Genomic DNA, 22561 nt, shown 5'->3' with positions numbered 1-22561 from the left:
ATAGGAAGCGGACGATGGCAGAGGCAACACAGACACGATACCGGGTTGAGGGCATGGATTGCGCTTCCTGCGCATCCAAGATCGATACGGCAGTCCGGCGCATGCCGGGTGTCACCGACGTTTCGGTTTCGGTGACGGCGGGCACGATGACCGTGAAGCATGACGATGCCAGCGACCTTACGGCGATCGCCAAAAAAGTGACCGGCCTCGGCTACTCCGTCTCGCAGATCGCCGGCAAAACTGCGCCGGTTGCGGAGACCAAGCAAGCCTGCTGCGGCCATGATCACGGTGATCACAGCCATGACGGCCACGATCATTCCAAGCACGATCATGCCAAGCACGATCAAGCGGATAACGATCACGGCGGCCACGATCATGCGGGTCACGATCATGCCAAGCCTGCTGCCAAAGACGCCGTCGAAGGCCTGCATGGGCATGACCATGGACCAACGAATGGCCCGTGGTGGGCGAGCAAAAAGGGCAGGCTGACGATCCTTTCGGGTGCGGCGCTGGTCATCGCCTATGGCGTCGGCCATCTCGTGCCATCGATCGCGTCCTATGCCTTCATCGTTGCCATGCTGATCGGGCTTATCCCGATTGCCCGGCGCGCCATCATGGCTGCGATGGCCGGAACACCGTTTTCGATTGAGATGCTGATGACGATTGCGGCTATTGGTGCTGTCATCATCAATGCCGGCGAAGAGGCGGCAGCCGTCGTCTTCCTGTTCCTTGTCGGCGAGCTTCTGGAAGGCGTTGCCGCCGGAAAGGCACGCCAGAGCATTCAGTCGCTGGCGGCCCTGGTGCCGAAGGAGGCGGTGCTGGAGGAAAATGGCCAGACGCGGGCGGTTCCTGCTGAAAGCCTGGCCGTTGGCGCCACCATTCTGATTCGTCCCGGCGACCGTATCTCCGCCGATGGGGTGATCCTGTCGGGCGAAAGCGCCATCGACGAGGCGCCGGTGACCGGCGAAAGCACGCCGGTGCGCAAGGGCGTCGATGAAAAGGTCTTTGCCGGCACAATCAACGGCGATGCAGCCCTGCGCGTCCGGGTGACGGCGACGGCCGCCGACAATACCATTGCCCGCGTCGTCAAGCTGGTCGAGGAAGCGCAGGAATCCAAGGCGCCGACCGAGCGTTTTATCGACCGTTTCTCGCGCTATTACACGCCGGGCGTGGTCATCGTCGCAGCATTGGTTGCGATCATTCCGCCGTTGTTCCTGGGCGCCCAATGGGGTGAATGGGTCTACAAGGGCCTTGCTATCCTGCTTATCGGTTGCCCCTGCGCCCTGGTGATCTCGACGCCGGCCGCCATCGCTGCCTCTTTGTCGGCCGGTGCCCGCCGGGGCCTGTTGCTGAAGGGGGGTGCCGTCCTTGAAACACTGGGTACCATTACCGCCGTTGCACTGGACAAGACCGGTACGCTGACGGAAGGCAAGCCCAAGGTCACGGATATCCTCGCCTTCGGCCATTCCGAAGCCGACGTGCTGATCTTTGCTGCCGCGCTTGAAACCGGCTCCAGCCATCCGCTCGCCAAGGCGATCCTGGACCGGGCCGCAGCGGACAAGGTCGCGGTTCCCGCTGTTTCCGATGCGAAGGCGCTGGGCGGCAAGGGTGTGACGGCGACGGTGGATGGCAAGGCGGTCTTTCTTGGCTCGCCGCAATCTGCCGGCGACCGCATTGCGCTGTCTGCCGAACAAACGGCCGCAATCACCGCGCTCAACGATGAGGGCAAGACCGTCTCGGTGCTGATCATCGGCGAGACCCTGGCCGGTGCGATCGCCATGCGCGACGAGCCGCGTGCCGACGCCAAATCCGGGCTGAAAGCGCTGACGGATGCGGGTGTGAAGATCGTCATGCTGACCGGCGACAACACTCGCACGGCGACCGCCATCGGCAAGCAGCTCGGCATCGAGGTGCGCGCCGAGCTGATGCCGGAAGACAAGCAGCGGATTGTCGGCGAATTGAAGCAGCAGGGATTTACTGTTGCCAAGGTCGGCGACGGGATCAACGACGCGCCGGCGCTGGCGGCAGCCGATATCGGCATTGCCATGGGCGGAGGCACCGATGTGGCGCTCGAAACCGCCGATGCCGCCGTTCTGCACGGCCGGGTCGGCGATGTCGCCGAGATGATCGACCTGTCTAAACGCACGATGTCCAACATCCGTCAGAACATCATCATCGCGTTGGGTCTAAAGGCGGTCTTCCTGGTGACCACCATTGCCGGCATTACCGGGCTGTGGCCGGCGATCCTCGCCGATACCGGCGCCACCGTGCTGGTGACGATCAACGCGCTGAGGCTGCTCGCACCCGTCAGCCGCGCCTGACATCCAAGGTTCCGGCTGCATACCGCCGCCGGAACCTCAATCCCGTTTCGACACCATCGCCTTCAGGCGCTCGACATCGCCGGGCGCCAGGCCTTGCGGATCGGTGACCGCCATCCAGGCATCGATGTAATGTTCGGGCGCATAAACGTGGCCGTAGCCCATCGGCGAGGTCGTCGCCATCGCCATATCCAGCGCCAGCTGCAGCATGGTGACGACCGGATACCAGCGCAGATAGGGCGAGACATCGGGGCCGCGCGGCTGCTTCATCCAGTCCGGCTCCCGGTAGAAGGAATGGGGATCGAAGAAGGTGACGGGGTCGCTGGCATATTGCAGATAGACGATCCGCATCGGCCCCCATGACGAACCCGGAATATCCAGCGCATTCTTCTGGGCGGTGAAGCGGATGACGGAACTGTCGCGGAAGCGCGGCAACCAGGCCGGAGATCCCGGCTCTCGTCCTGCCGTCGCCGATTTCCAGCCGGCGCTTGCAAAGGGCGGGCCGCTCCATAGGGCACCCTGGAAGGGATCGCCGATCACATCGAAGAGATCGGCCGAGCGCTCTGAATTCAGCGCTCCGAGGCTGAGACCGTGCAGATAGAGTTTCGGGCGCCTGTCCTTCGGCAGCGTCGTCCAATAGCCGTAGACCGTCTTGAACAGCGCCTCGCCCGCCTCCGCGCCGTAGCTCGGCTCGACCAGCAGCGACAGCCAGCTGGTGAGATAGGAATATTGCAGGGCGACGCTCGCCACATCACCGTGGTGCAGATATTCGACCGTATCCATCGCTGCCGGATCGACCCAGCCGGTGCCGGTCGGGACCACGACGATCAGCGTGGAGCGCTCGAAGGCGCTGGTGCGCTTCAGTTCGGCAAGCGCCAGCGCCGCCCGGTCCTTAGCGGTTTCGGCCGCATTCAGGCCGACATAGACCCGGATCGGCTCCAGTGCCGGCTGATGAAGGAAAGCGCCGATCTTTTCCGCCGTCGGGCCGGAGGTGACGAATTCGCGGCCGCGAAATCCAAGATCCTGCCAGGGAATGAGCGATCCGGTGCTGCCGGTCTTCAAGGGATTTGCAGGCGGCGCCAGATCGCTGTCGATCAGAGCATCCAGCTCGCGGAAGGAGGAATCCGCCAGCCGCAGGCCGGCTTTCAGAAGCAGGCCGTCGGCCACCGACCAGAACAGCGCGAGCGCCAGAAAGATGCCGAGCAGGCGGGCGACCGGCTTTGGGGTGACATGCTCGAATTTGCGCGACAGAAAGGCGAAGGTGATCCTGAAAAGACGGGCGAGCGTGATCAGAACGATGAAGACCAGAAGGGCGATCAGCGCCAGTTTCAGCGGCTCGGCCGTCTCCACCGGATCAAGCCCCATCAGGCTGCGCACGGAGTTTTGCCAGCGGGCGGCCTGCCAGAGGAAAACGATGGCGACGCCTGCACATCCGGCAACAGCCAGGACCCGGATGACACGCCCGATCCTTGGCGCAAGGGCAGGAAGCTCGAGATAGTGCCAGAGCCAGCGGCCGAACACGCCGAGCCCATATCCGGCCGCCAGCGAACAGCCGGACAACACCCCCTGCAGCATATAGGGGCGCGGAATGAGGCTTGGCGTTAGCGACACGGCAAAGAACAGGACGCCGATCACCAGGCCCGGCAGCGATAGGGATGACCATACGCGCAACAGATAGTTCTGCATCTCACCCCTCTGCCTGCCGCAAAGTGCCGGCCGATCCCAACGGCTTAGCCCTGCTGCATGTCCCGCCAGAAGTCGTAGATATCCATCTCTCCCTCCGGCCGCACCGGACGATAGGCAAACGTCATCTGCTGATCGGCAAAAGGCTTGCTCAGATCGGCATAGAGCGGCGCCGAGGTCAGCCCATAGGGGGCGCCGTCTTCGTTGGAATAGGCATAGGAAATGTCGGTAATGCCGGCCAGCCGCATGGCGGCGAGGCACATCGGGCAAGGATGGCCGCTGGCATAGACTGAAGCCCCCTTGAGCGTCGCCGTGCCGCGCTTGATCGCTGCCGCGCGCACCGCAACGAGTTCGGCATGGGCGGTCGGATCATGTGTCTCGATCACGCCGTTGACGCCGGTTGCCACCACCTCTCCATCGATCACCAGCACGGCGCCGAACGGCCGCCCGCCCTTGCGGACATTGTCGCGGGCGAGCGTTATGGCCTGCGCCAGGAAGCGGTCAGCGTCGGGCATGGTTTCCTCCTTGATCCTTTGCCTCAGTGGAAACGATCAGGCAGGCTGCGTCAACCGGAACGATGTGCCGAACCGGTCAGGTGGAGGCCAGCGCCACGGCCGGCTGCAGGCGCGAGGCGTTGTAGGCCGGCAGATAGCCGAAGATCAGCCCGGTGAGAAAGGCGCTGCCAAAGGCAAGGATGACGGGCCCCGGCGCAAAGCTGACGGCGATGCCGAAGGCCTGCGCCACTGCACCGATGCTGAGGCCGAGCCCGACGCCGATCAGGCCGCCGAGCGCGGACACGACCAGAGCCTCGACGATGAACTGGGTGAGGATATCGCGGCTGCGCGCACCCGTTGCCATGCGGATGCCGATCTCGCGGGTGCGCTCGGTGACGGAAACCAGCATGATGTTCATCACCCCGATGCCCCCGACCAAGAGCGAGATGGCGGCGATCGACCCGAGGAAGACCTTGAGGATATTCGAGGTCTCGGTAAAGGTTTCGCGGATCGCGGCCATGTTGATGATCTGCGTGTCCTGGCGCTTGTGACGTTCATCCAGAAGCGCCTGGATCTGGTCCTGCGTCACGTTGATGGCGTCGCCATCCTTCACCTGCACGGTGATGGAGCGAACGTTTCTCGCCCCGAACAGGCGCAGGTTGCCGGTCGACAGCGGCACCAGAACGGTATCGTCCTGGTCATTACCACCGGCGCTGGCGCCCTTTTTCGACATCACGCCGATGACCTGGAAGGGGATGTTCTTGATCAGAATATATTGGCCGAGCGGATCGGCGCCATCGGGAAACAGCGCATCGGCGACGGTGCGGCCGAGCACGGCGACTGACGCATAGGCGTCCATGTCGGTCTTTTCGAGAAATGCGCCATCCTCGACGGTCCAAGATTTGGCCTGCGGGAATTGCGGCACCGTGCCGTTGACCGTCGTCTGCGTATCGAGATTGCCGGCGCGGACCGTGAGCGTGCTCGACATTTCCGGCACCGCGAAGCTGATATTGGGCAGTTCCAGAATGGCATCGGCATCGGAGGGAATGAGCGAGACGATGCTGCCGCCTTCGCCGCCGCGGAAATTCGACATGTTCGGCCGCACGACCAGAAGGTCGGAACCCATGGCGGCAATGCGGCTGAGCACGGAATCCTGCGCGCCGGTGCCGATGGCGAGCATCGCCACGACCGAGCTGACACCGATGACGATGCCCAGCAATGTCAGGATGGTTCGAAACAGATTGGCCCGAAGCGCGCGGAACGACATGCGCACGGCGGCGGCCACATCGGTGATAATCGCGGCTTTTCCGGGCTTGCGGGCCGCCAGAACCGGCTTGGCGCGGCCGATCCGCCTGACATTGCCAGGTATCCGGTCCGCGACGATAAGGCCGTCGCTGATTTCGATGACGCGATCGGCGGATTCGGCCAGTTCCGGGGCGTGGGTGATGATGATGACGGTATGGCCGTCTTCATTCATCTGCCGCAGCGTCGCCATCACTTCCTTGCCGCTCTGGCTGTCGAGCGCGCCGGTGGGCTCGTCGGCGAGGATGATCTGGCCGCCATTCATCAGCGCGCGTGCGATCGAGACACGCTGCTGCTGACCGCCGGACAGCTGGTTTGGCAGGTGATCGAGCCGGTCGCCGAGCCGCAGCGAGCGCAAAAGCATGCTCGCACGCTCCTCCCGCTCGCGCGCCGGCATGCCGGCATAGATGGCGGGGATCTCGACATTTTCCTGCGCTGTGGCGGTTGGCACGAGATTATAGCTCTGGAAGACGAAGCCGAACAATTGGCGCCGTCTTGCCGCAAGCTCGTCGGCATTCAGACCAGAGACGTCCTCGCCTTCGAGCAGATAGCGGCCGCCGGTCGGCGTATCGAGACAGCCGAGGATGTTCATCAAAGTCGACTTGCCGGAACCGGACGCGCCGACGATGGCGACGAATTCGCCCGGCTGGATATCGAGCGAAACGCCGCGCAGGACCTCGACGGCCACGTCGCCGTTGACGAAGGTCTTGCGGATATCCTTGAGCGAGATGATCGGGGTCATCGAGGTGCGTCCTTAGAACATCGGCGGCATGCCGCGCCGCGAATTACCCCGGCTGGATGTAGCTCTGTCACCGGACCCGCCATCCCCGGAGCCTTGGCTAACGACGATCGTGTCCTTCTCGTCAAGACCTTGCTTGATCTCGACCCGCACCCGGTTGCGGATGCCGGTTTCGACCTTGCGGGTTTCACGGGCGCCGGAGGCGGTGACGACCGTGACCTCCCCGGAGGCGCGGTCGCGGCCGAAATGAACGGCCGCAACCGGCACGGTCAGCACGTCCTTTGCCGAGGATTCGACGAAGAAGACCTGCGCCGTCATGTTCATCATCAGCGTCCCATCGGGATTGGGCACGTCGAACAGGGCGTAATAGAGCACGACATTGTTTTCGGTCGCAGGCGTCGGCTTGATCTGGCGCAAGGTGCCGGGATAGCGCTTGCCCGGCTGGCCGAGCAGGGTGAAATAGGCGTTCATGCCCAGTTTCAGCTTGCCGACATCGGCCTCAGACACTTGCGCTTCGACCGTCATGGTCGAGAGATTGCCGATGGTGACGATGGTCGGCGCCGTCTGGTTGGAATTCAGCGTCTGGCCTTCCTTAGCCGAGGTATTGATGATCGTTCCCGTCAGCGGCGCATAGATCTTGGTATAGCCAAGGCTGATGCGGGCATCCTTGAGCGTTGCCTCCTGCTTGCGGACCTGGGCTTTCAGCGAATCCACATTGGCTTCCGCTGCAGCAAGGGCCGCCACCGCCTCGTCGAGCGCCGACTGGGCGGCGCTGTTGCCTGCCACAAGCGCGCGCTGGCGCGTCAGGTTGGCACTGGCCAGAACCACCTGCGCCGATTTGTCGATCATCTGCGCTTCGAGATTGGCAAGCTCGGCCTCGGCTATTTCGATCTGCGTTTCGATGGAGGCGCTGTCGATCTCGGCGATCAGCTGGCCTTCCTTGACGCTATCGCCGATCTCGACCTTGAGGCTTTTCAGCTGGCCTGAAACCTGGGCGCCGACATCGACATCCTTGATGGGGCTCAAAAGTCCGGATGCGGTGACGCTGTTTTCGATATCGCCGCGCACCGGCATTTCCGTGACGGCGGCGGTGGCTGCTTCCTGCTTGCCATAGACAGACCAGCCATACCAGGCAGCCGCTCCGAGAACCAGAACCGGAAGAATCAGCCAGCGCTTGCGCATCCGGCGGCGCCTGCTGCGGGCAGGCACCGGCTGAGGCGCGGCAGCAGCGGTCTGCTCTTCAACCGCAGGGGCAATTTTCCGGGTGGCATCCGCCATTCACATCTCTTTCGGCTTCAATCGGGGGTCGCGGTCTTCGTATCCGCGACAGGTAGATTGAAACTACGCCATAATGAAGTCCAACATCATGAAATCTCTGTAATCTTTCCCGTTTTTCGTTTCACAATGTTTCCACTTAAACTGAAAACAACGCGGCAGTTGACGTGCACCCCTCACTTGACAGCGATGCCCCTGGTTTTGGAACCTCAGCGGCAAGTTCGACGTTTCCGTGCATCCAACAAACGCCGGAGCCCTATCCATGCGCACGCGAACCCCACCGACCAAACCCAGCGACGAAGCCGACCGCAAGCAACTCGACATGGCGCGCGCCGAGGGCGACGCCTACCAGGCATCCCTGCGCTACATGGCCGAAGAGGTGGCCGACAGCGGCGGCACGCAGCGGGCCGGCGACTATATCGTCGGCTATGCCCAGGAGCGGGCCGAGGGCATGTATATGCTCAAAAGCGAAGGCGAACTCGAATGGACGGAGCCGGACACGGAGAATTGCCATATCGAGATTTCGGTCAGCGATGCCGGCGATCACCGCTTCATCCCCTATTTGAAGATCAAGGCGAGCCTGAAACCTGCAGATGGTGGCCGCAAGATCGGGCCTTTCGAGGTGCCGTTTCTCTGGCACCCGGGGCTTTACCATTATGGCCGCAACATCAAGGTTCCCGGCGACGGCAAATATACGCTGACCGTGACCATCAAGCCGCCCGCCTTCATGCGCCACGACAAGACCAACGGGCTGCGCTACGCCGACACCGTGGAGGTGGAATTCCGCGACATCATGATCAAATCGGGCAAGGAATAGCCGCTTAAAACATCCGCCAGGCAATCACGATCAGCGTCACCGCGATCACCCAAAGCGCTGCACGGCCGGAGCGGCTGTGACGCGCCTCGGCCCGGCCGATGGCTTCGGCAGTCTGGGCATCGAAGCGCATGCCGTTTTCGGCCATGGCGGTGATTTCACGCGAAAACTTCTCGGTCTTGGCGGCAATCTCCGGTGCTGCTTCTGCCAGCCTGACGGCGGCATGAAGGGCCTCCTTGACGTCTCCGAGAATACGTTTGGGACCGAGATTATCGCGGATCCAGGCGCCGACCACTGGCTCGGACGCCTTCCACATGTTGAAGCGCGGATTGAGCGTGCGGGCAACACCTTCGACAACGACCATGGTCTTTTGCAGCATCACCAGTTCGGGCCTTGTCTCCATGTCAAAGAGTTCGGTGACCTCGAACAGCAGCGTCAAAAGCTTGGCCATGGAGATGGTTTCGGCCGGCTGGCCGTGGATCGGCTCGCCGATGGCGCGGATCGCCTGGGCAAAGCTTGCGACATCGTGGTGGGAGGGCACATAGCCCGCCTCGAAATGTACATCGGCGACGCGGCGGTAATCACGGGTGATGAAGCCATAGAGGATTTCGGCAAGGAAGCGGCGCTCCTTCTTGCCGAGACGGCCGACAATGCCGAAATCGACGGCGACGATCATACCGTTTTGATCGACGAACAGATTGCCCTGGTGCATGTCGGCATGGAAGAAGCCGTCGCGAAGGGTGTGGCGCAGGAACGACTGGATCAGCGTATCGGCCAGCGCATCGAGATCGTGGCCGGCGGCGCGCAGGCCCTCGACATCCGACATCTTGGTGCCGTCGATCCACTCCATGGTCACCACATCGCGGCCGGTGCGTTCCCAATCGACCTTCGGCACCCGGAAGCCCGGATCATCTGCGGCGTTCTCGCCGAGCTCGGACAAAGCTGCGGCCTCAAGCCTCAGATCCATCTCGATCTTGGTGGTCTGCTCCAGTGTCTTCGTCACCTCGACCGGCCGCAGGCGGCGGCTATGGGGCAGGAAACGCTCCTGCAGCCTGGCAACGAGGAACATGGCCTCCAGATCATGGGCAAAACGCTGGCGAACGCCGGGGCGGATGACCTTCACGGCAACCTTCTGCTCGACGCCGTCCTTCAGCACCATTGCGGGATGGACCTGCGCAATCGAAGCAGCGGCGATCGGGTCGCCGAAATGGGTGTAGAGTTCGGCAACCGGACGGCCGAGCGAGGCCTCGACGGCGGCGCGTGCTTCGGCAACCGGAAACGTCGCCATGCGATCCTGCAGGAAGGACAGATCCTCGGCAAATTCGGCGCCGACCACATCCGGGCGGGTGGCCAGGAACTGGCCGATCTTTACGTAGGAGGGGCCGAGCCGCTCGATCGCGCGGGCCAGCCGGTCGCTGCGGTCTTCTTGCCTGGCGCGACGGCGCGCAAAAAGACCCGCGACGGATTGCGCGGCTTTGGGAAGCGGCGGCAGGTCTTCCGATGGCAGCGCCGACACGACGCCCTCGCGCACCAGAACCCAGCCGATCCGGATGAGGCGAAGATAGGCTCCAGGCGTGCTCATAGCGGCTTGCCGCCGCACCGATGCAGCCCCTTAGAGCGCTTCACGAAAATGGATATCATGCGTCAGATCTTCCAGCCGGAATGCAGCGCGGCAATGCCGGCGGTGTAATTGGTATAGGTGACGCGCGAAAAGCCGGCCTTGGTGATCATGGCGGCGAAATCGCGCTGGTTGGGGAACTTGCGGATCGATTCCACCAGATACTGGTAGGGCTCGGCATCGCCGGTCACCATCTGGCCGAATTTCGGGATCGCATTGAACGACCAGGCATCATAGACCTTGTCGAGCAGCGGCATTTCGACCTCGGAGAATTCCAGGACAAGCAGGCGGCCGCCGCGCTTTAAAACGCGGTAGGCTTCACCAAGCGCCACGTCGATGCGCGGCACATTGCGGATGCCGAAGGCGATCGTATAGGCGTCGAAGGAATTGGCCTCGAACGGCAGCTCCTCGGCATTGGCCTCGACGAAGGTGAGATTTTGCGACAGGCCCTTCTTTCCGGCGCGCTCGGCACCGACGCCGAGCATCGAACCGTTGATATCGAGCACGGTCGCATGCGCCTTGCGGTCCGATGCCTCGACAATGCGAAAGGCGATATCACCGGTGCCGCCGGCCACGTCGAGAACCTTGTAATCCTCGGATCGGCGCGGATTGAGCGAAGCGATCATCGCATCCTTCCAGGCGCGGTGCAGCCCCATGGACATGACGTCATTCATGATGTCGTAGCGCTTGGCGACCTTGTGGAAGACGTCGTTGACGAGCGCCTGTTTCTCGCCCTGGCCAACCTGGCGAAACCCGTAGGAGGTTTCCATGCCGCCATCGGCAGAAGTGCGCTCACCCGTCATCAAGATCTACTCCGTTCAATCGCTGTTGCGCCGACCATAGCGAATTCGCTTCATCCACGCTATCTCTGCCGCAGGCTGCGGCCTGCGGCATTCGCGCCGGTCCAGGACCGGCTTGCTATAGGATATGTGGGCTGCGAATGGAATTGCCAAATGGCCCCGGCCCTTTGGCTGACGATGAGGAGACAGGAATGCCGGAACTTCCCGAGGTGGAAACGGTCAGGCGCGGCCTTGCGCCCGCCATGGAAGGTGCGCTTCTGGTGAAAGCCGAACTGCGCCGCCCGGACCTGCGCTTCCCTTTCCCCGACGGCTTTGCAGCGCTGGTGTCGGGACAGCGGATCACTTCGCTCGGCCGGCGGGCGAAATATCTCCTGATCGATCTTGAAGGCGGCGACGTGATCATCGCCCATCTCGGCATGTCCGGATCGTTCCGGGTGGAGGACGGCACTGCATCCGCAACACCCGGCGATTTTCACCATCCGCGCGGTAAGAGCGAAAAGCATGATCATGTGGTCTTCCACCTGGAAGGCGCAAACGGCCCTGTCCGCGTCATCTATAACGACCCGCGCCGTTTCGGTTTCATGGACCTTGCCCGGCGTGAAACGCTCTCCGGCAATGTCTTCCTGCGCGGGCTTGGGGAGGAGCCGACCGGCAATGTGCTCGATGCCGCCTATCTGGCCGCCCGTTTTTCAGGCAAGGCGCAGCCTTTGAAATCGGCGCTGCTCGACCAGAAGACCATTGCCGGCCTTGGCAATATCTATGTCTGCGAGGCGCTGTGGCGGTCCGGCCTGTCGCCGCTGCGCGCCGCCGGCACGCTGGTGGATGCCAAGGGTAGGCCAAAACCAATGCTCGTGCTCTTGACCGAGGCGATCCGGGCCGTCATTGCCGATGCCATTGCTGCCGGCGGGTCGTCGCTGCGCGACCATATCCAGACGGATGGCACGCTCGGCTATTTCCAGCATTCGTTCTCCGTCTATGATCGCGAAGGCGAGCCTTGCCGCACGCCTGGCTGCGGCGGGACGGTCGCGCGCGTCGTGCAGGCGGGCCGTTCCACCTTCTATTGCCCGAAATGCCAGAAATAGCCGATACTGCCGGGCATGCCCGCAAGCCGCGTTTTCGAAAATAGCGCGTTGACGGGAGGGTTGTTTAAGGCTATATGCCGCCCACAGTTTGGAAAGCCGCTCCAAGGTTTTCCGATATTGCTCCCTACTTGCTTGGACGACAGGTCGCAGTGACCCGGCACGGCGGTAGAGAGTTTTTGTCAGATTTCGAAGAGAGACACCAAATGGCCAATACAACTTCGGCGAAAAAAGCGACCCGCAAGATCGCCCGCCGCACGGAAGTCAACAAGTCCCGCCGTTCGCGCGTTCGCGGCTTCATCCGCAAGGTCGAGGAAGCCATCGCTTCCGGCGACCAGGTTCTCGCTCAGGCAGCCCTGAAGGCAGCCCAGCCGGAGCTGATGCGCGCAGCCACCAAGGGCGTGCTGCATGCCAACACGGCATCGCGCAAGGTTTCGCGTCTCGCAAGCCGCGTCAACTCGCTTTCGGCTTAAGCCGGCTTATTAAAATATCATCAATGAATTAGCCCGGTCCATGACCGGGCTTTTCAGATTCGGACTTCCGGCAGACTGAAGCCCCTTCCTTTAAAAAAATTAATATGTCTCCGCAATGACAATAATTTTCTAATAAATTCAAATGGTTGCGGGAGGAGGCATAGACTCAACCGCCTCCTGGCAAGGCCCATCCGGGCTCTAAACGAGTCAAGAAATTTTTTATTTTTTTTGTTTTTCGCCAGCTAACATCCGGGTCAAAATTCAAAGCCCTTGATTCAAAAGCGATTCTCTTGCGAAGGGCTCCCGTCCATGCAGGACACGCTATGAGAGTCAACGGCCGGGCCTTCCGGACTGCTAAAATTCGCGATTGATCTTGTGCCACGATCCTGCCTAAATGCCCCTCACAGAAGGCGCAGGACAGACCTGTGAACAAGATGAAAAGGCAGCCCTTCAACAGGCGGCACAAATTTCACCTAAGCCTTTTGTAACGGGGTGGTTCCACAACGTTCCATCAATCAGAACTGGCGGTTTTCAGCTGTGCAATATCTTTGCCCGGAATGACACTCTGCGACTTCTGGTTGTGAACAGTGAGAATTGCCGGGTGCGCTCGACAATGCACATTGCGCCATTGCTCACGCGTTGCGTGGACATGGCGGATATGCGGGCAAGGCCGCACTATCGACAAACTGGCCTGCCCTTCTTGTCACGAGGGTTGGGACGGCCGGTTTGACATGAACGGCTGGAAAGGACGCGAGGCCTGACTGGACGATGGAATGAAATGTGCAAGCGGGACATGCGTTTGGCTTTGCTGAATGGATTTTGCACGAAACCGGACCACGAGAGGAAGATGAGGGTTCCACTTGACGGTCAGGAGAGCGTTTGAATTGGGCGGCATGCCTTTGAAAAAGGGCCGCACGAGACAGACATAAAGGCTGACGCCGGCAGCAATGGCGGCGTCGCGGAATGATATTGGAAGGCGGCAATATGCTTGGTAATTCGGTGACGGCGGCGATCGTATTCGAGAATGGGGAGAATGCACGTCAGATTTCGGTAAAACAGTCTGACGCAACGGCAGGGGAAAAGGGCGACATGATACAGAGCGCCCTTTTCGAGCGGGTCAGTGCGCGTTTGAAGGTTCAGGTCGGTCCTGATGTGTTTGCCAGCTGGTTTGGCCGGCTGAAGCTGCAATCCGTCTCCAAGAGTGTCGTCAGGCTGTCAGTGCCCACGACCTTTTTGAAGTCGTGGATCAACAACCGTTATCTCGACCTGATCACCAGCATCTTTCAGCAGGAAGACGCTGAGATCCTGAAGGTTGAGATCGTGGTGCGCAGCGCAACGCGCAGCACCCGGCCCGGCCTTCATGAAGATACCCCCCAGGCAAGCCAGAGCGATGCGGCTGCACCGGCGTCGTCACGCCGCTCAGCGCCCCAGACGCTCGGCCAGCATGCGGCCGTGACGGTCGGCAATCTGCAGAAGTCGCAGCCGGTCGCAGGGCCTTTGTTCGGTTCGCCGCTGGATTCACGCTATACATTCGAAAGCTTTGTCGAGGGCTCTTCCAACCGCGTCGCCCTTGCCGCAGCCAAGACGATTGCCGAAGCCGGTGCCGGCGCGGTGCGGTTCAACCCGCTTTTCATTCATTCGACGGTCGGTCTCGGCAAGACCCATCTTTTGCAGGCGATTGCCACCGCCGCGATCCAGAGTGCACGCGCACCGCGCGTCGTCTATCTGACGGCGGAATATTTCATGTGGCGTTTCGCAACCGCCATCCGTGACAATGACGCGCTATCCTTGAAGGAAACCCTGCGCAATATCGATCTCCTGGTGATCGACGACATGCAGTTCCTGCAGGGGAAATCGATCCAGCACGAATTCTGCCATCTGCTCAACATGTTGCTCGATAGCGCCAAGCAGGTCGTCGTGGCTGCCGACCGCGCGCCGTGGGAACTGGAATCGCTCGATCCCCGTGTCCGCTCGCGGCTGCAGGGTGGCGTCGCCATCGAGATGGAAGGCCCCGATTACGAGATGCGTCTTGAAATCCTCAAGCGCCGCCTCGAAGTTGCGCGTCTTGACGATGCCTCGCTCGACATTCCCGCCAATATCCTCAGCCATGTCGCCCGCAACATCACGGCCAGCGGCCGCGAGCTCGAAGGCGCCTTCAACCAGCTGCTCTTCCGTCTCTCGTTTGAGCCGACATTGTCGATCGAACGCGTCGATGAGCTGCTCGGCCATCTTGTCAACGCCGGCGAGCCGCGCCGGGTGCGTATCGAAGACATTCAGCGCGTGGTTGCCAAGCACTATAACGTGTCGCGCCAGGAACTGGTGTCGAACCGCCGCACCCGCGTCATCGTCAAGCCGCGCCAGATCGCCATGTATCTGGCGAAGACCCTGACCCCGCGCTCCTTCCCGGAAATCGGCCGCCGTTTTGGCGGGCGCGATCACACCACGGTCTTGCACGCGGTGCGCAAGATCGAGGACCTGATCACCGGCGACACCAAGCTGTCGCATGAAATCGAGCTGTTGAAGCGGCTGATCAACGAGTAGGCTCCACTGTCTTTCGATGATGTTGAAACATGCCCCTGTTCGAACGAACGGGGGCACGTCCACTTCAGGAGCGCCCGGCCTATTTCTTGCCGTTTGCAATCAGATGATAGAGCGCCCGGATGGCCTGCGCTTCGCCACCCAGCGGCGAATGCGGCCGCTCCGTCGGCGCCCAGCCGAAAATGTCGAAATGCGCCCAGCTCTTGGCGTTGGTGACAAAGCGCTTCAGGAACAGAGCCGCCGTGATCGACCCGGCCATACCGCCCGAGGGGGCATTGGTGAGGTCGGCGATCCGTGCTGCGATATCCTTCTCATACCCCTTGTAGAGCGGCATGCGCCACATCGGATCATCGACCGTCAGGCTCGATTCCGTCAGATCATGCGCTAGATCATCGTCGTCGGTATAGAATGGCGGCAGGTCGGGGCCGAGCGCGACGCGGGCAGCCCCGGTCAGCGTCGCCATGTCGATCAGCAGATCCGTCTCTTCCTCATCTGCGAAAGCCAGGGCGTCCGCAAGGATCAGCCTGCCCTCGGCATCGGTGTTGTCGATCTGAACCGTCAGGCCCTTGCGGCTGCGGTAGATATCGCCTGGGCGAAAGGCATTGGCCGAGATCGAGTTTTCGACCACCGGCACCAGCACGCGCAGATCCACTTTCAGTTTGGCGTCCATGATCATCAGGGCCAGCCCCATAACATTGGCAGCGCCGCCCATATCCTTCTTCATCAACAGCATGGACGCAGCAGGCTTGATGTCGAGACCGCCGGTATCGAAGCAGACGCCCTTGCCGACAAGCGTAACCTTGCGGTGACCTTTCTTGCCCCAGCGCAGTTCGAGCAGGCGCGGCGCCTCGGCGCTGGCGCGGCCAACGGTATGGATCAACGGGAAATTCTGCTTGAGCAGATCATCGCCGGAAACGGTGGAAACCTTGGCCTTGTAGTGATCTCCGAAGGCACGGAAGGCTTCCTCCAGCGCGTTTGGCCCCATGTCGTTGGTCGGCATGTTGATCAGGTCACGGGCAAGAAAGACGCCAGCCAGCTGCCGCTTGATATCGGCGGCATCGGCATCGGCCGGGATCATCAATGTCGGCGCTTCCTTACCCGAAGTTTTGTAACGGCCAAAGCTGTAGGAGCCGAGGCCATACCCCAGCGCCAGCCGGTTTGCCGTCAGCGGTGCGGTCTCGATATGCCATTTGCCGGCCGGCAATGTGCGCGCCAGCTTACCCGTCAGGAACGGTGATTCCGAGGGATTGGCGCCAAGCCCGAACAGCGCGCCGCCGAGATGACCATCTGCAGAGGGGATCAGGAGGACGGCGCCCGCCTCCGCCTTGAAGCCTGCCTTGCGGGCCCAGTCGAGTGCGATCGGATCGATGGCACCGATATCGATATGGGCCGGGGTGACCGCAAAGATCGGCAGGGTCTTGCCGCCGCTGGTATTGAAGGGCGACGGACGGTCGATGAATTGATAGGGGGCCATGGAAAACTTTCGCAGGGACTGGTGCAGAATCAGGTGATTAACGCTCTGTTAGGGTTAACAGATTATTGCTGGAATGGAGATTGCGCCGATTTGTTGTGGATTTTGTCCGGTGCTTGGTAAAATGCTGAGGGGCATTGGCGATGAAGTCACACGGACAACGGTCTTTTTCCAGCAACCGGTTCCTGCAGGGGACCGCCATCGTGATCCTTGCGGTGACGCTGTCCAGCTGCGGCACGCAGAAGAAGGAGCTGACGACAGGCTCCATTCCCTCCGCCAGTTTTTCCAAGCCCGTACAGGCGATGAACGCGAACGAACTCTCGGCAGCGGCCGAAAGCATCGGCAAGGCCTATGAGCGCAATCCGAAGGATCGCGCCGCCGGTCTGAACTATGCCAACATGCTGCGCATGACCGGCCGCAACGAACAGGCGCTCGCCGTCATGCAGCAGGTCGCAATCAGTTTCCCGACCGACCGCGAAGTTCTTGCGGCCTATGGAAAATCACAGGCGGCAGCCGGTCAGCTGGAGCAGGCTCTCAACACGATTACCCGCGCCCAGACCCCCGACCGCCCAGACTGGAAACTGAAATCGGCGGAAGGCGCGATCCTCGATCAGCTCGGCCGCGCTGGCGAAGCCCGGCAGCGCTATCGCGAGGCGCTCGATATTCAACCGAACGAACCGACGGTGCTGTCCAATCTCGGCATGTCCTATCTTTTGAACAAGGATTTGAAGACGGCGGAAACCTATCTTCGCTCGGCCGTCGGTCAGCCCGGCGCCGACAGCAGCGTGCGCCAGAACCTGGCGCTTGCCATCGGCCTGCAGGGACGCTTCCCCGAGGCCGAACAGATCGCCCGCCAGGAGCTTTCCCAGGATCAGGCCGAGGCCAATGTCAAATATCTGCGCTCGATCATGTCGCAGCAGAACGCCTGGCAGAAACTTGCCAAGGACGACAAGGGCACGAACTGAGCCCTGCCGGCTGCCAAAAGGCAGAAGACCGGTGTGCGTCACCGCTGTGGCATGACGCAGCCTCTGGTCTCAAATCGCAACCCGGCGTGATGGCGCAACTGTGCGCATCTTTCCCACTCAGCTGAAACAAACAGCACGGACGCTGCGCGTGGCACCTCTCGTTGCCGTGCTTTTCAACGATAACCGGATCAGAACTTGTCGGAGACCTGGATACCGGCCGGGCCGAGGATGACGGCGATCAGCACCGGCAGGAAGAACAGGATCATCGGCACGGTGAGCTTGGGCGGCAGGGCCGCAGCCTTCTTTTCCGCCTCGTTCATGCGCTGGTCGCGGCTTTCTTGGGCAAGCACCCTGAGCGCCTGTGCGACCGGCGTGCCATAGCGGTCGGCCTGGATCAGCGCCTGCATGACCGATTTGACATCGTCGAGCCCGGTGCGGGTGCCGAGATTTTCCAATGCGACGCGCCGGTCGGGCAGAAACGACAGTTCCGCCGTGGTAAGCACCAGCTCTTCCGCAAGCGGCGCCGACTGTTCGGCAATTTCATCGGCCACGCGGCGCATGCCGAGTTCCATCGAAACACCCGATTCCACGCAGATCAGCAGCAAATCCAATGCGTTCGGCCACGCCCTGCGAATCGATTGTTGGCGTTTGGTGACGGCATTGGAAATGAAGATGTTGGGCGCGTAAAAACCGAGATAGGCGCTGCAGATGACCGCCAGAATCCGGACGAAGAATGGTTTGTCACCGAGATAGCCCAGACCGAAAATATAGAATGCGCCAACGGCCAGAAACAGGAAGGGAAGCGAAAAGCGGGCCGCGAGAAACATGTTCAATGCGTTTTGCGACCGGTATCCGGCCGACTTCAGCCGATTGACGGTATTCTCATCGACCAGCGCCTTGCGCAGGTTCAGCTTGTCGACGAGCTGGCGGACCGACGTGTTGTTCTGCGCTCGCAGCGACCCCTTGCCGCCGCTGACCTCGGCGTTGAGACGCACGCGCTCGCGCGCCCGGATCATCTCCCGCTCCGTCGCTACGGATTTCATCCGTTTTTCCAGATTGCCCCGCTCCAAAAAGGGCGCGGCGAGCGAATAGAATGTCGCCAGGACCGCCACTGCCACGAGGAAGGCGACGATAATATTCGGATCTGTCAGGGTATTGATCATGCCGGACCCTTTTTAAATGTCGAAAGTGATCATGTTGCGCATGACCCAGATGCCGATCGACATCCAGACCAACGAACAACCCATGATCAGATGGCCACGCGGATCCGTGAACAGGATCATCATGTAATCCGGCGAGGTCATGTAGACCAGGAACGCGACAATGAACGGCAGCGCCCCGATGATGCAGGCCGAAGCCTTGGCTTCCATGGAGAGCGCTTGAACCTTGGCCTTCATCTTCTTGCGTTCACGCAGCACCTTGGAAAGATTGCCAAGGGCTTCCGAAAGATTGCCGCCGGCCTGCGCCTGGATGGCGATGACGATGGCGAAGAAATTAACCTCCGGCAGCGGCATGGTGTTGATCATGCGCGCACAGGCTTCCGGAATATTCAGGCCAACCTGCTGTGCTTCGATAATGCGCTTGAACTCCGTCTTGACCGGCTCCATGCCATCCCCGGCAATCAGCCGGATCGCGTCGTTCAGCGGCAGGCCCGACTTGATCGAACGGACCATGATGTCGAGCGCATTGGGAAATTCGCTTAGAAACGCTGCAGCGCGCCGCTTGATCATGAAATTGATGAACCAGCGCGGAAATCCGGCACTGCCGATCAGAAAGATCCCGGCAATAACAGGCAAACCCATCCCGGCGATCAGGGCGAGGAAGCTGGCCACTGCGCCGAAAACCACACTGGCGATATAAAACTGCGACATCGAGATCTTGAAGCCGGCCTGGATCAGGCGGATTTTCATGCTCGGCTTCGCCTTGGCCGATTTTTCCTGTTGTTTCTTCTCGAGATCCTTCAGCGAATCCTGCACGGATTTGCGGCGTTTGGACATTTCATTGACGCGGTCGCGGGCGGCCTTGACCTGCACCCTGTCGGTTTCGGCGGATTTGACCTTGCGGACGCGGCTTTCCGCTTTCTTTTCAGTTTCGATGCGCGTGAACAGAATGCCATAGGCAAGGCCCGCCGTCGAAAGCGCGACAAGACCAACGATCGCCAGAATGGTGATATCTATTCCGAACATGATGGCCCTCAGTCCTTTTCCATCGCATCCAGCGTCGCGGCCAGCCGTTTGTCCTCGTTGAAATAGCGGGCGCGATCCCAGAAATGCGGGCGGCCGATCCCCGTTGACTTGTGCCGGCCGATGATCTTGCCGTTGGCGTCTTCACCTTCCATCTCGTAGCGCATCAGGTCCTGCGTGATGATCACGTCGCCTTCCATGCCGATCACCTCGGTAATATGGGTGATGCGGCGCGAGCCATCGCGCAGGCGCGCCGCCTGGATGATCACATCGATGGAGCCGGCAATGATTTCGCGCACTGTCTTGGCCGGAAGCGTGAAACCGCCCATGGCGATCATCGATTCCATACGGCTCAGGCATTCGCGCGGCGTATTGGCATGGATGGTGCCCATGGACCCATCGTGACCGGTGTTCATCGCCTGTAGCAGGTCGAAGACTTCCGGTCCGCGGACTTCGCCGACGATGATGCGTTCAGGCCGCATACGCAGGCAGTTCTTGATGAGATCGCGCATGGTGATCTCGCCCTCGCCTTCGATATTTGGCGGGCGGGTTTCCAGGCGCACCACATGCGGCTGCTGCAGCTGCAGTTCGGCCGTGTCTTCGCAGGTAATGACCCGTTCTTCCAGATCGATATAGCCGGTCAGGCAATTCAACAGGGTCGTCTTGCCGGAGCCGGTACCGCCGGAGATGACGATGTTGCAGCGGACGCGGCCGATGATCTGCAGAAGGACCGCACCTTCCGGCGTGATCGCGCCGAACTTGACCAGCTGGTCAAGCTTCAGCTTGTCCTTCTTGAACTTACGGATGGTAAGTGCGGTGCCGTCGATAGCAAGCGGCGGGGCGATGACGTTGACACGGGAACCATCGGGAAGACGGGCATCGCAGATCGGCGAGGATTCGTCCACACGGCGGCCGACCTGGGAGACGATACGCTGGCAGATCGACAGAAGCTGCGCATTGTCGCGGAACCGCACTTCGGATTCGATGGTCTTGCCGTTGACTTCGATAAAGGTCTGGCCGGCGCCATTGACCATGATATCGGCGATATCGTCGCGTGCCAGGAGCGGTTCCAGCGGCCCATAACCGAGGACGTCGTTGCAAATATCCTCAAGCAGTTCCTCCTGCTCGGAGATCGACATCGCGAAATTCTTGATCGTGATGATGTCGTTGACGATATCGCGGATTTCCTCGCGCGCGCTCTCATTGTCGAGCTTGGCGAGCTGCGACAGGTCGATCGTATCGATCAGTGCCGAGAAGACCTGCGATTTGGTATCGTAATAATCCTCGGTGCGGGCAGCTTTCTTGCGCACCGGCGGCGGAGATGGCTGTGTCCTGGAAACCGTCATCGTTTCGCGCACGGGTTCGGCGAGCACCGGCGCACTGGTGCGCTCGGCAACGGCTACGCCGGCGCCGGATATCGCCGGTTGCAAAACGGGACTGATGGACCCACCCTTCCCGAAGCCGTCATTTCCTCGTTTACCAAACATGCGCTCAATCCGGTTTCCGTTTGACTGTCAGTTACTTGCGTCCGAGCATCCCGAGAACCTTGCCAAGCCCGCCTTTTTTGGCTTTCTTGGCTGTTGCCCGGCCGGTCAGCAGATGGGCAAGCTGCGAAAAGGTTTCGGCGGTTGGGGCTTTCTTGTCGATCTCGGCGATCATCCGGCCGCTATTGGCGGCATTGCCAAACAGCACGCCATCGAACGGAATGATTGCCACCGGCTCGATCTCGAGGGAATCGCAGAAATCGCTGGGCGATATTTCAGGCCGTTTCGGCAAGCCGACCTGGTTGAGCACCAGATGCGGGACCTTGTCGTTCGGCCGGATCTTCTTCAGCGAATCAAACAGGTTCTTGGCGTTGCGCAGATTGGCGAGATCCGGCACCGCGGTGATCACGACCTCATCCGCTTCTGCCAGAACGGTGCGGGTCCAGTCAGACCATTGATGCGGCACATCGAGCACAGAGACCGGGGCATTGCGCAACAGGATTTCCATCAACGGCTGGAAGGCTGTCGCATCGAAGTCGTAGGGACGGTCGAGCATCGACGGTGCTGCGAGCAACGACAGACGCTCGGAACATTTGGTCAAAAGCCGGTCGAGAAACATTTCGTCCAGCCGCTCGGGCGAAAAGACCGCCTCGGAAATGCCCTGCGGCGGATCCTGATCAAAATTGATATTGGCGGTGCCATAGGGCAGGTCGAGATCGGCCAGCACCACTTCGGTGGAAAACAGGTTGGAGATACCCCAGGCGCAATTATGCGCAAGCGTCGATGAACCGACGCCGCCCTTGGCGCCGATGAAGGCAATGCTGCGGCCCAACGGTTCGGCATCGGGATCAACGAAGATCTGCGCGATCGCGCTGAGCACATCGGACATGGCGACCGGCGATACGATATATTCAGAAATGCCATTGCGGATGAGGTCGCGATAGAGCGGGATATCGTTGTAAAGGCCAATGATGATGACCTTGGTTGAGGGGTCACAGACGGCAGCCAGTGGCGACAGTTCCTGCATCAGCAAACGCGGTTCCGTCGATGTTTCGATGATGATCAGGTTGGGCGTCGGTGTCGTGGAGAACATGTTGGCGGCAGCGGCGATCGAGCCGCTGTTGACCCTGAAAGTCACCTTGCTCATCCGGCGGTCCTGACCGCACCGCTCCATAACCCGCTGCAGCGCTTCCGTTTCGCAGAAGGCATGCACGGAAATCCGCGGCAGCGGCCGCAAATGATCGACTTCGCTCGGGCGGCTGGCATCCGCGACGCCATCCGGTTCACGCGATGCGGCCTCAATCTTGTAGTCAATCGTGCTCATG

At 61.1% G+C, this 22561-nt stretch carries 17 protein-coding genes; 6 read left to right on the top strand and 11 right to left on the bottom strand.

The genetic code is table 11. The annotated features are described in order from the left end of the window. Positions 1 to 14: 14 nt before the first annotated feature. Positions 15 to 2321: a heavy metal translocating P-type ATPase gene (locus ASD32_RS10810; RefSeq protein ID WP_060638020.1), complete on the top strand. Its 2307-nt coding sequence runs from the start codon at positions 15 to 17 to the stop codon at positions 2319 to 2321. A 36-nt stretch (positions 2322 to 2357) separates the two neighbouring features. Here the strand turns inward: ASD32_RS10810 and ASD32_RS10805 are convergent, their stop codons facing one another. The 4 genes from ASD32_RS10805 to ASD32_RS10790 all read right to left on the bottom strand — a co-directional run bounded on the left by ASD32_RS10805 (position 2358) and on the right by ASD32_RS10790 (position 7814). Next, entirely contained in the window at positions 2358 to 4004 is a 1647-nt protein-coding gene (locus ASD32_RS10805; protein ID WP_060638019.1) for an alpha/beta-hydrolase family protein, read from the bottom strand. A 44-nt stretch (positions 4005 to 4048) separates the two neighbouring features. Next, positions 4049 to 4516 carry a nucleoside deaminase gene (locus ASD32_RS10800; RefSeq protein WP_060638018.1) on the bottom strand — a complete coding sequence of 156 codons (468 nt, stop codon included), beginning with the start codon at positions 4514 to 4516 and terminating at the stop codon, positions 4049 to 4051. Positions 4517 to 4592: 76 nt separating this feature from the next. Further along, complete coding sequence (locus tag ASD32_RS10795; protein WP_060638017.1) at positions 4593 to 6539, bottom strand: MacB family efflux pump subunit; 1947 nt, start codon at positions 6537 to 6539, stop codon at positions 4593 to 4595. A 12-nt stretch (positions 6540 to 6551) separates the two neighbouring features. Beyond that, entirely contained in the window at positions 6552 to 7814 is a 1263-nt protein-coding gene (locus tag ASD32_RS10790; RefSeq protein ID WP_060638016.1) for an efflux RND transporter periplasmic adaptor subunit, read from the bottom strand. Between the two features lie 259 nt (positions 7815 to 8073). Between ASD32_RS10790 and ASD32_RS10785 the strand changes: the two genes are divergently transcribed. Continuing rightward, a complete protein-coding gene (locus ASD32_RS10785) occupies positions 8074 to 8628 on the top strand; it encodes an iron transporter (RefSeq protein WP_060638015.1) in 555 nt (184 codons plus the stop codon). Positions 8629 to 8632: 4 nt separating this feature from the next. On the opposite strand, the gene ubiB is transcribed toward ASD32_RS10785, so the two are convergent. Together ubiB and ubiE are read right to left on the bottom strand one after the other, a co-directional pair. After that, a complete protein-coding gene (gene ubiB, locus ASD32_RS10780; RefSeq protein WP_060638014.1) occupies positions 8633 to 10207 on the bottom strand; it encodes a 2-polyprenylphenol 6-hydroxylase in 1575 nt (524 codons plus the stop codon). A 62-nt stretch (positions 10208 to 10269) separates the two neighbouring features. Beyond that, positions 10270 to 11046, bottom strand: coding sequence for a bifunctional demethylmenaquinone methyltransferase/2-methoxy-6-polyprenyl-1,4-benzoquinol methylase UbiE (ubiE, locus tag ASD32_RS10775; protein WP_060638013.1), 777 nt, complete (start codon positions 11044 to 11046; stop codon positions 10270 to 10272). A gap of 188 nt (positions 11047 to 11234) precedes the next feature. Here ubiE and mutM point away from each other — a divergent pair, with 188 nt between their 5' ends. From mutM to dnaA, 3 genes are all read left to right on the top strand, one after another. Next, positions 11235 to 12125: a bifunctional DNA-formamidopyrimidine glycosylase/DNA-(apurinic or apyrimidinic site) lyase gene (gene mutM, locus ASD32_RS10770; protein ID WP_060638012.1), complete on the top strand. Its 891-nt coding sequence runs from the start codon at positions 11235 to 11237 to the stop codon at positions 12123 to 12125. Positions 12126 to 12328: 203 nt separating this feature from the next. Beyond that, on the top strand, positions 12329 to 12595 hold the full coding sequence (gene rpsT, locus ASD32_RS10765) for a 30S ribosomal protein S20 (RefSeq protein ID WP_060638011.1): 267 nt from the start codon (positions 12329 to 12331) through the stop codon (positions 12593 to 12595). A gap of 1089 nt (positions 12596 to 13684) precedes the next feature. Continuing rightward, a complete protein-coding gene (gene dnaA, locus ASD32_RS10760; RefSeq protein ID WP_060638168.1) occupies positions 13685 to 15136 on the top strand; it encodes a chromosomal replication initiator protein DnaA in 1452 nt (483 codons plus the stop codon). A 79-nt stretch (positions 15137 to 15215) separates the two neighbouring features. Here the strand turns inward: dnaA and ASD32_RS10755 are convergent, their stop codons facing one another. Beyond that, a complete protein-coding gene (locus ASD32_RS10755) occupies positions 15216 to 16607 on the bottom strand; it encodes a M17 family metallopeptidase (protein ID WP_060638010.1) in 1392 nt (463 codons plus the stop codon). A 140-nt stretch (positions 16608 to 16747) separates the two neighbouring features. On the opposite strand from ASD32_RS10755, the gene ASD32_RS10750 reads away from it, so the two are divergent. Beyond that, the gene (locus ASD32_RS10750) at positions 16748 to 17569 is read left to right on the top strand and encodes a tetratricopeptide repeat protein (RefSeq protein ID WP_060638009.1); all 822 of its coding nucleotides are present in this window, start codon (positions 16748 to 16750) and stop codon (positions 17567 to 17569) included. 188 nt (positions 17570 to 17757) lie between these two features. Here ASD32_RS10750 and ASD32_RS10745 read toward each other — a convergent pair whose 3' ends face one another. Genes ASD32_RS10745 through ASD32_RS10730 form a run of 4 tightly spaced genes read right to left on the bottom strand, consistent with a single transcriptional unit; the run spans position 17758 to position 22560 of the window. Continuing rightward, positions 17758 to 18732, bottom strand: a complete 975-nt coding sequence (locus ASD32_RS10745) for a type II secretion system F family protein (protein ID WP_060638008.1) — start codon at positions 18730 to 18732, stop codon at positions 17758 to 17760. A 12-nt stretch (positions 18733 to 18744) separates the two neighbouring features. Then, entirely contained in the window at positions 18745 to 19755 is a 1011-nt protein-coding gene (locus tag ASD32_RS10740) for a type II secretion system F family protein (protein ID WP_060638007.1), read from the bottom strand. Positions 19756 to 19763: 8 nt separating this feature from the next. Further along, positions 19764 to 21239 (bottom strand): CpaF family protein, encoded by a 1476-nt coding sequence (locus ASD32_RS10735; protein ID WP_060638006.1) that lies wholly within the window; start codon positions 21237 to 21239, stop codon positions 19764 to 19766. Between the two features lie 31 nt (positions 21240 to 21270). Then, positions 21271 to 22560, bottom strand: coding sequence for a CpaE family protein (locus ASD32_RS10730; RefSeq protein ID WP_060638005.1), 1290 nt, complete (start codon positions 22558 to 22560; stop codon positions 21271 to 21273). Position 22561: the final 1 nt, after the last annotated feature.

The organism is Rhizobium sp. Root483D2 (assembly GCF_001426685.1).
Taxonomy (GTDB): Bacteria; Pseudomonadota; Alphaproteobacteria; order Rhizobiales; family Rhizobiaceae; genus Pararhizobium; species Pararhizobium qamdonense.
Note: the sequence above shows the minus strand (reverse complement) of the source record. Positions and strands in the feature narration are given on the sequence as shown.

Bases quoted from the DNA above. Each gene is read 5' to 3' on its own strand.
- ASD32_RS10755 (WP_060638010.1), bottom strand. From the start codon at position 16,607: ATGGCCCCCTATCAATTCATCGACCGTCCGTCGCCCTTCAATACCAGC.
- ASD32_RS10730 (WP_060638005.1), bottom strand. From the start codon at position 22,560: ATGAGCACGATTGACTACAAGATTGAGGCCGCATCGCGTGAACCGGAT.
- ubiE (WP_060638013.1), bottom strand. From the start codon at position 11,046: ATGACGGGTGAGCGCACTTCTGCCGATGGCGGCATGGAAACCTCCTAC.
- ASD32_RS10735 (WP_060638006.1), bottom strand. From the start codon at position 21,239: ATGTTTGGTAAACGAGGAAATGACGGCTTCGGGAAGGGTGGGTCCATC.
- ASD32_RS10790 (WP_060638016.1), bottom strand. From the start codon at position 7,814: ATGGCGGATGCCACCCGGAAAATTGCCCCTGCGGTTGAAGAGCAGACC.
- mutM (WP_060638012.1), top strand. From the start codon at position 11,235: ATGCCGGAACTTCCCGAGGTGGAAACGGTCAGGCGCGGCCTTGCGCCC.
- ASD32_RS10800 (WP_060638018.1), bottom strand. From the start codon at position 4,516: ATGCCCGACGCTGACCGCTTCCTGGCGCAGGCCATAACGCTCGCCCGC.
- ASD32_RS10750 (WP_060638009.1), top strand. From the start codon at position 16,748: ATGAAGTCACACGGACAACGGTCTTTTTCCAGCAACCGGTTCCTGCAG.
- rpsT (WP_060638011.1), top strand. From the start codon at position 12,329: ATGGCCAATACAACTTCGGCGAAAAAAGCGACCCGCAAGATCGCCCGC.
- ASD32_RS10740 (WP_060638007.1), bottom strand. From the start codon at position 19,755: ATGTTCGGAATAGATATCACCATTCTGGCGATCGTTGGTCTTGTCGCG.
- ASD32_RS10810 (WP_060638020.1), top strand. From the start codon at position 15: ATGGCAGAGGCAACACAGACACGATACCGGGTTGAGGGCATGGATTGC.
- ASD32_RS10745 (WP_060638008.1), bottom strand. From the start codon at position 18,732: ATGATCAATACCCTGACAGATCCGAATATTATCGTCGCCTTCCTCGTG.
- dnaA (WP_060638168.1), top strand. From the start codon at position 13,685: ATGATACAGAGCGCCCTTTTCGAGCGGGTCAGTGCGCGTTTGAAGGTT.
- ASD32_RS10785 (WP_060638015.1), top strand. From the start codon at position 8,074: ATGCGCACGCGAACCCCACCGACCAAACCCAGCGACGAAGCCGACCGC.
- ASD32_RS10805 (WP_060638019.1), bottom strand. From the start codon at position 4,004: ATGCAGAACTATCTGTTGCGCGTATGGTCATCCCTATCGCTGCCGGGC.
- ubiB (WP_060638014.1), bottom strand. From the start codon at position 10,207: ATGAGCACGCCTGGAGCCTATCTTCGCCTCATCCGGATCGGCTGGGTT.
- ASD32_RS10795 (WP_060638017.1), bottom strand. From the start codon at position 6,539: ATGACCCCGATCATCTCGCTCAAGGATATCCGCAAGACCTTCGTCAAC.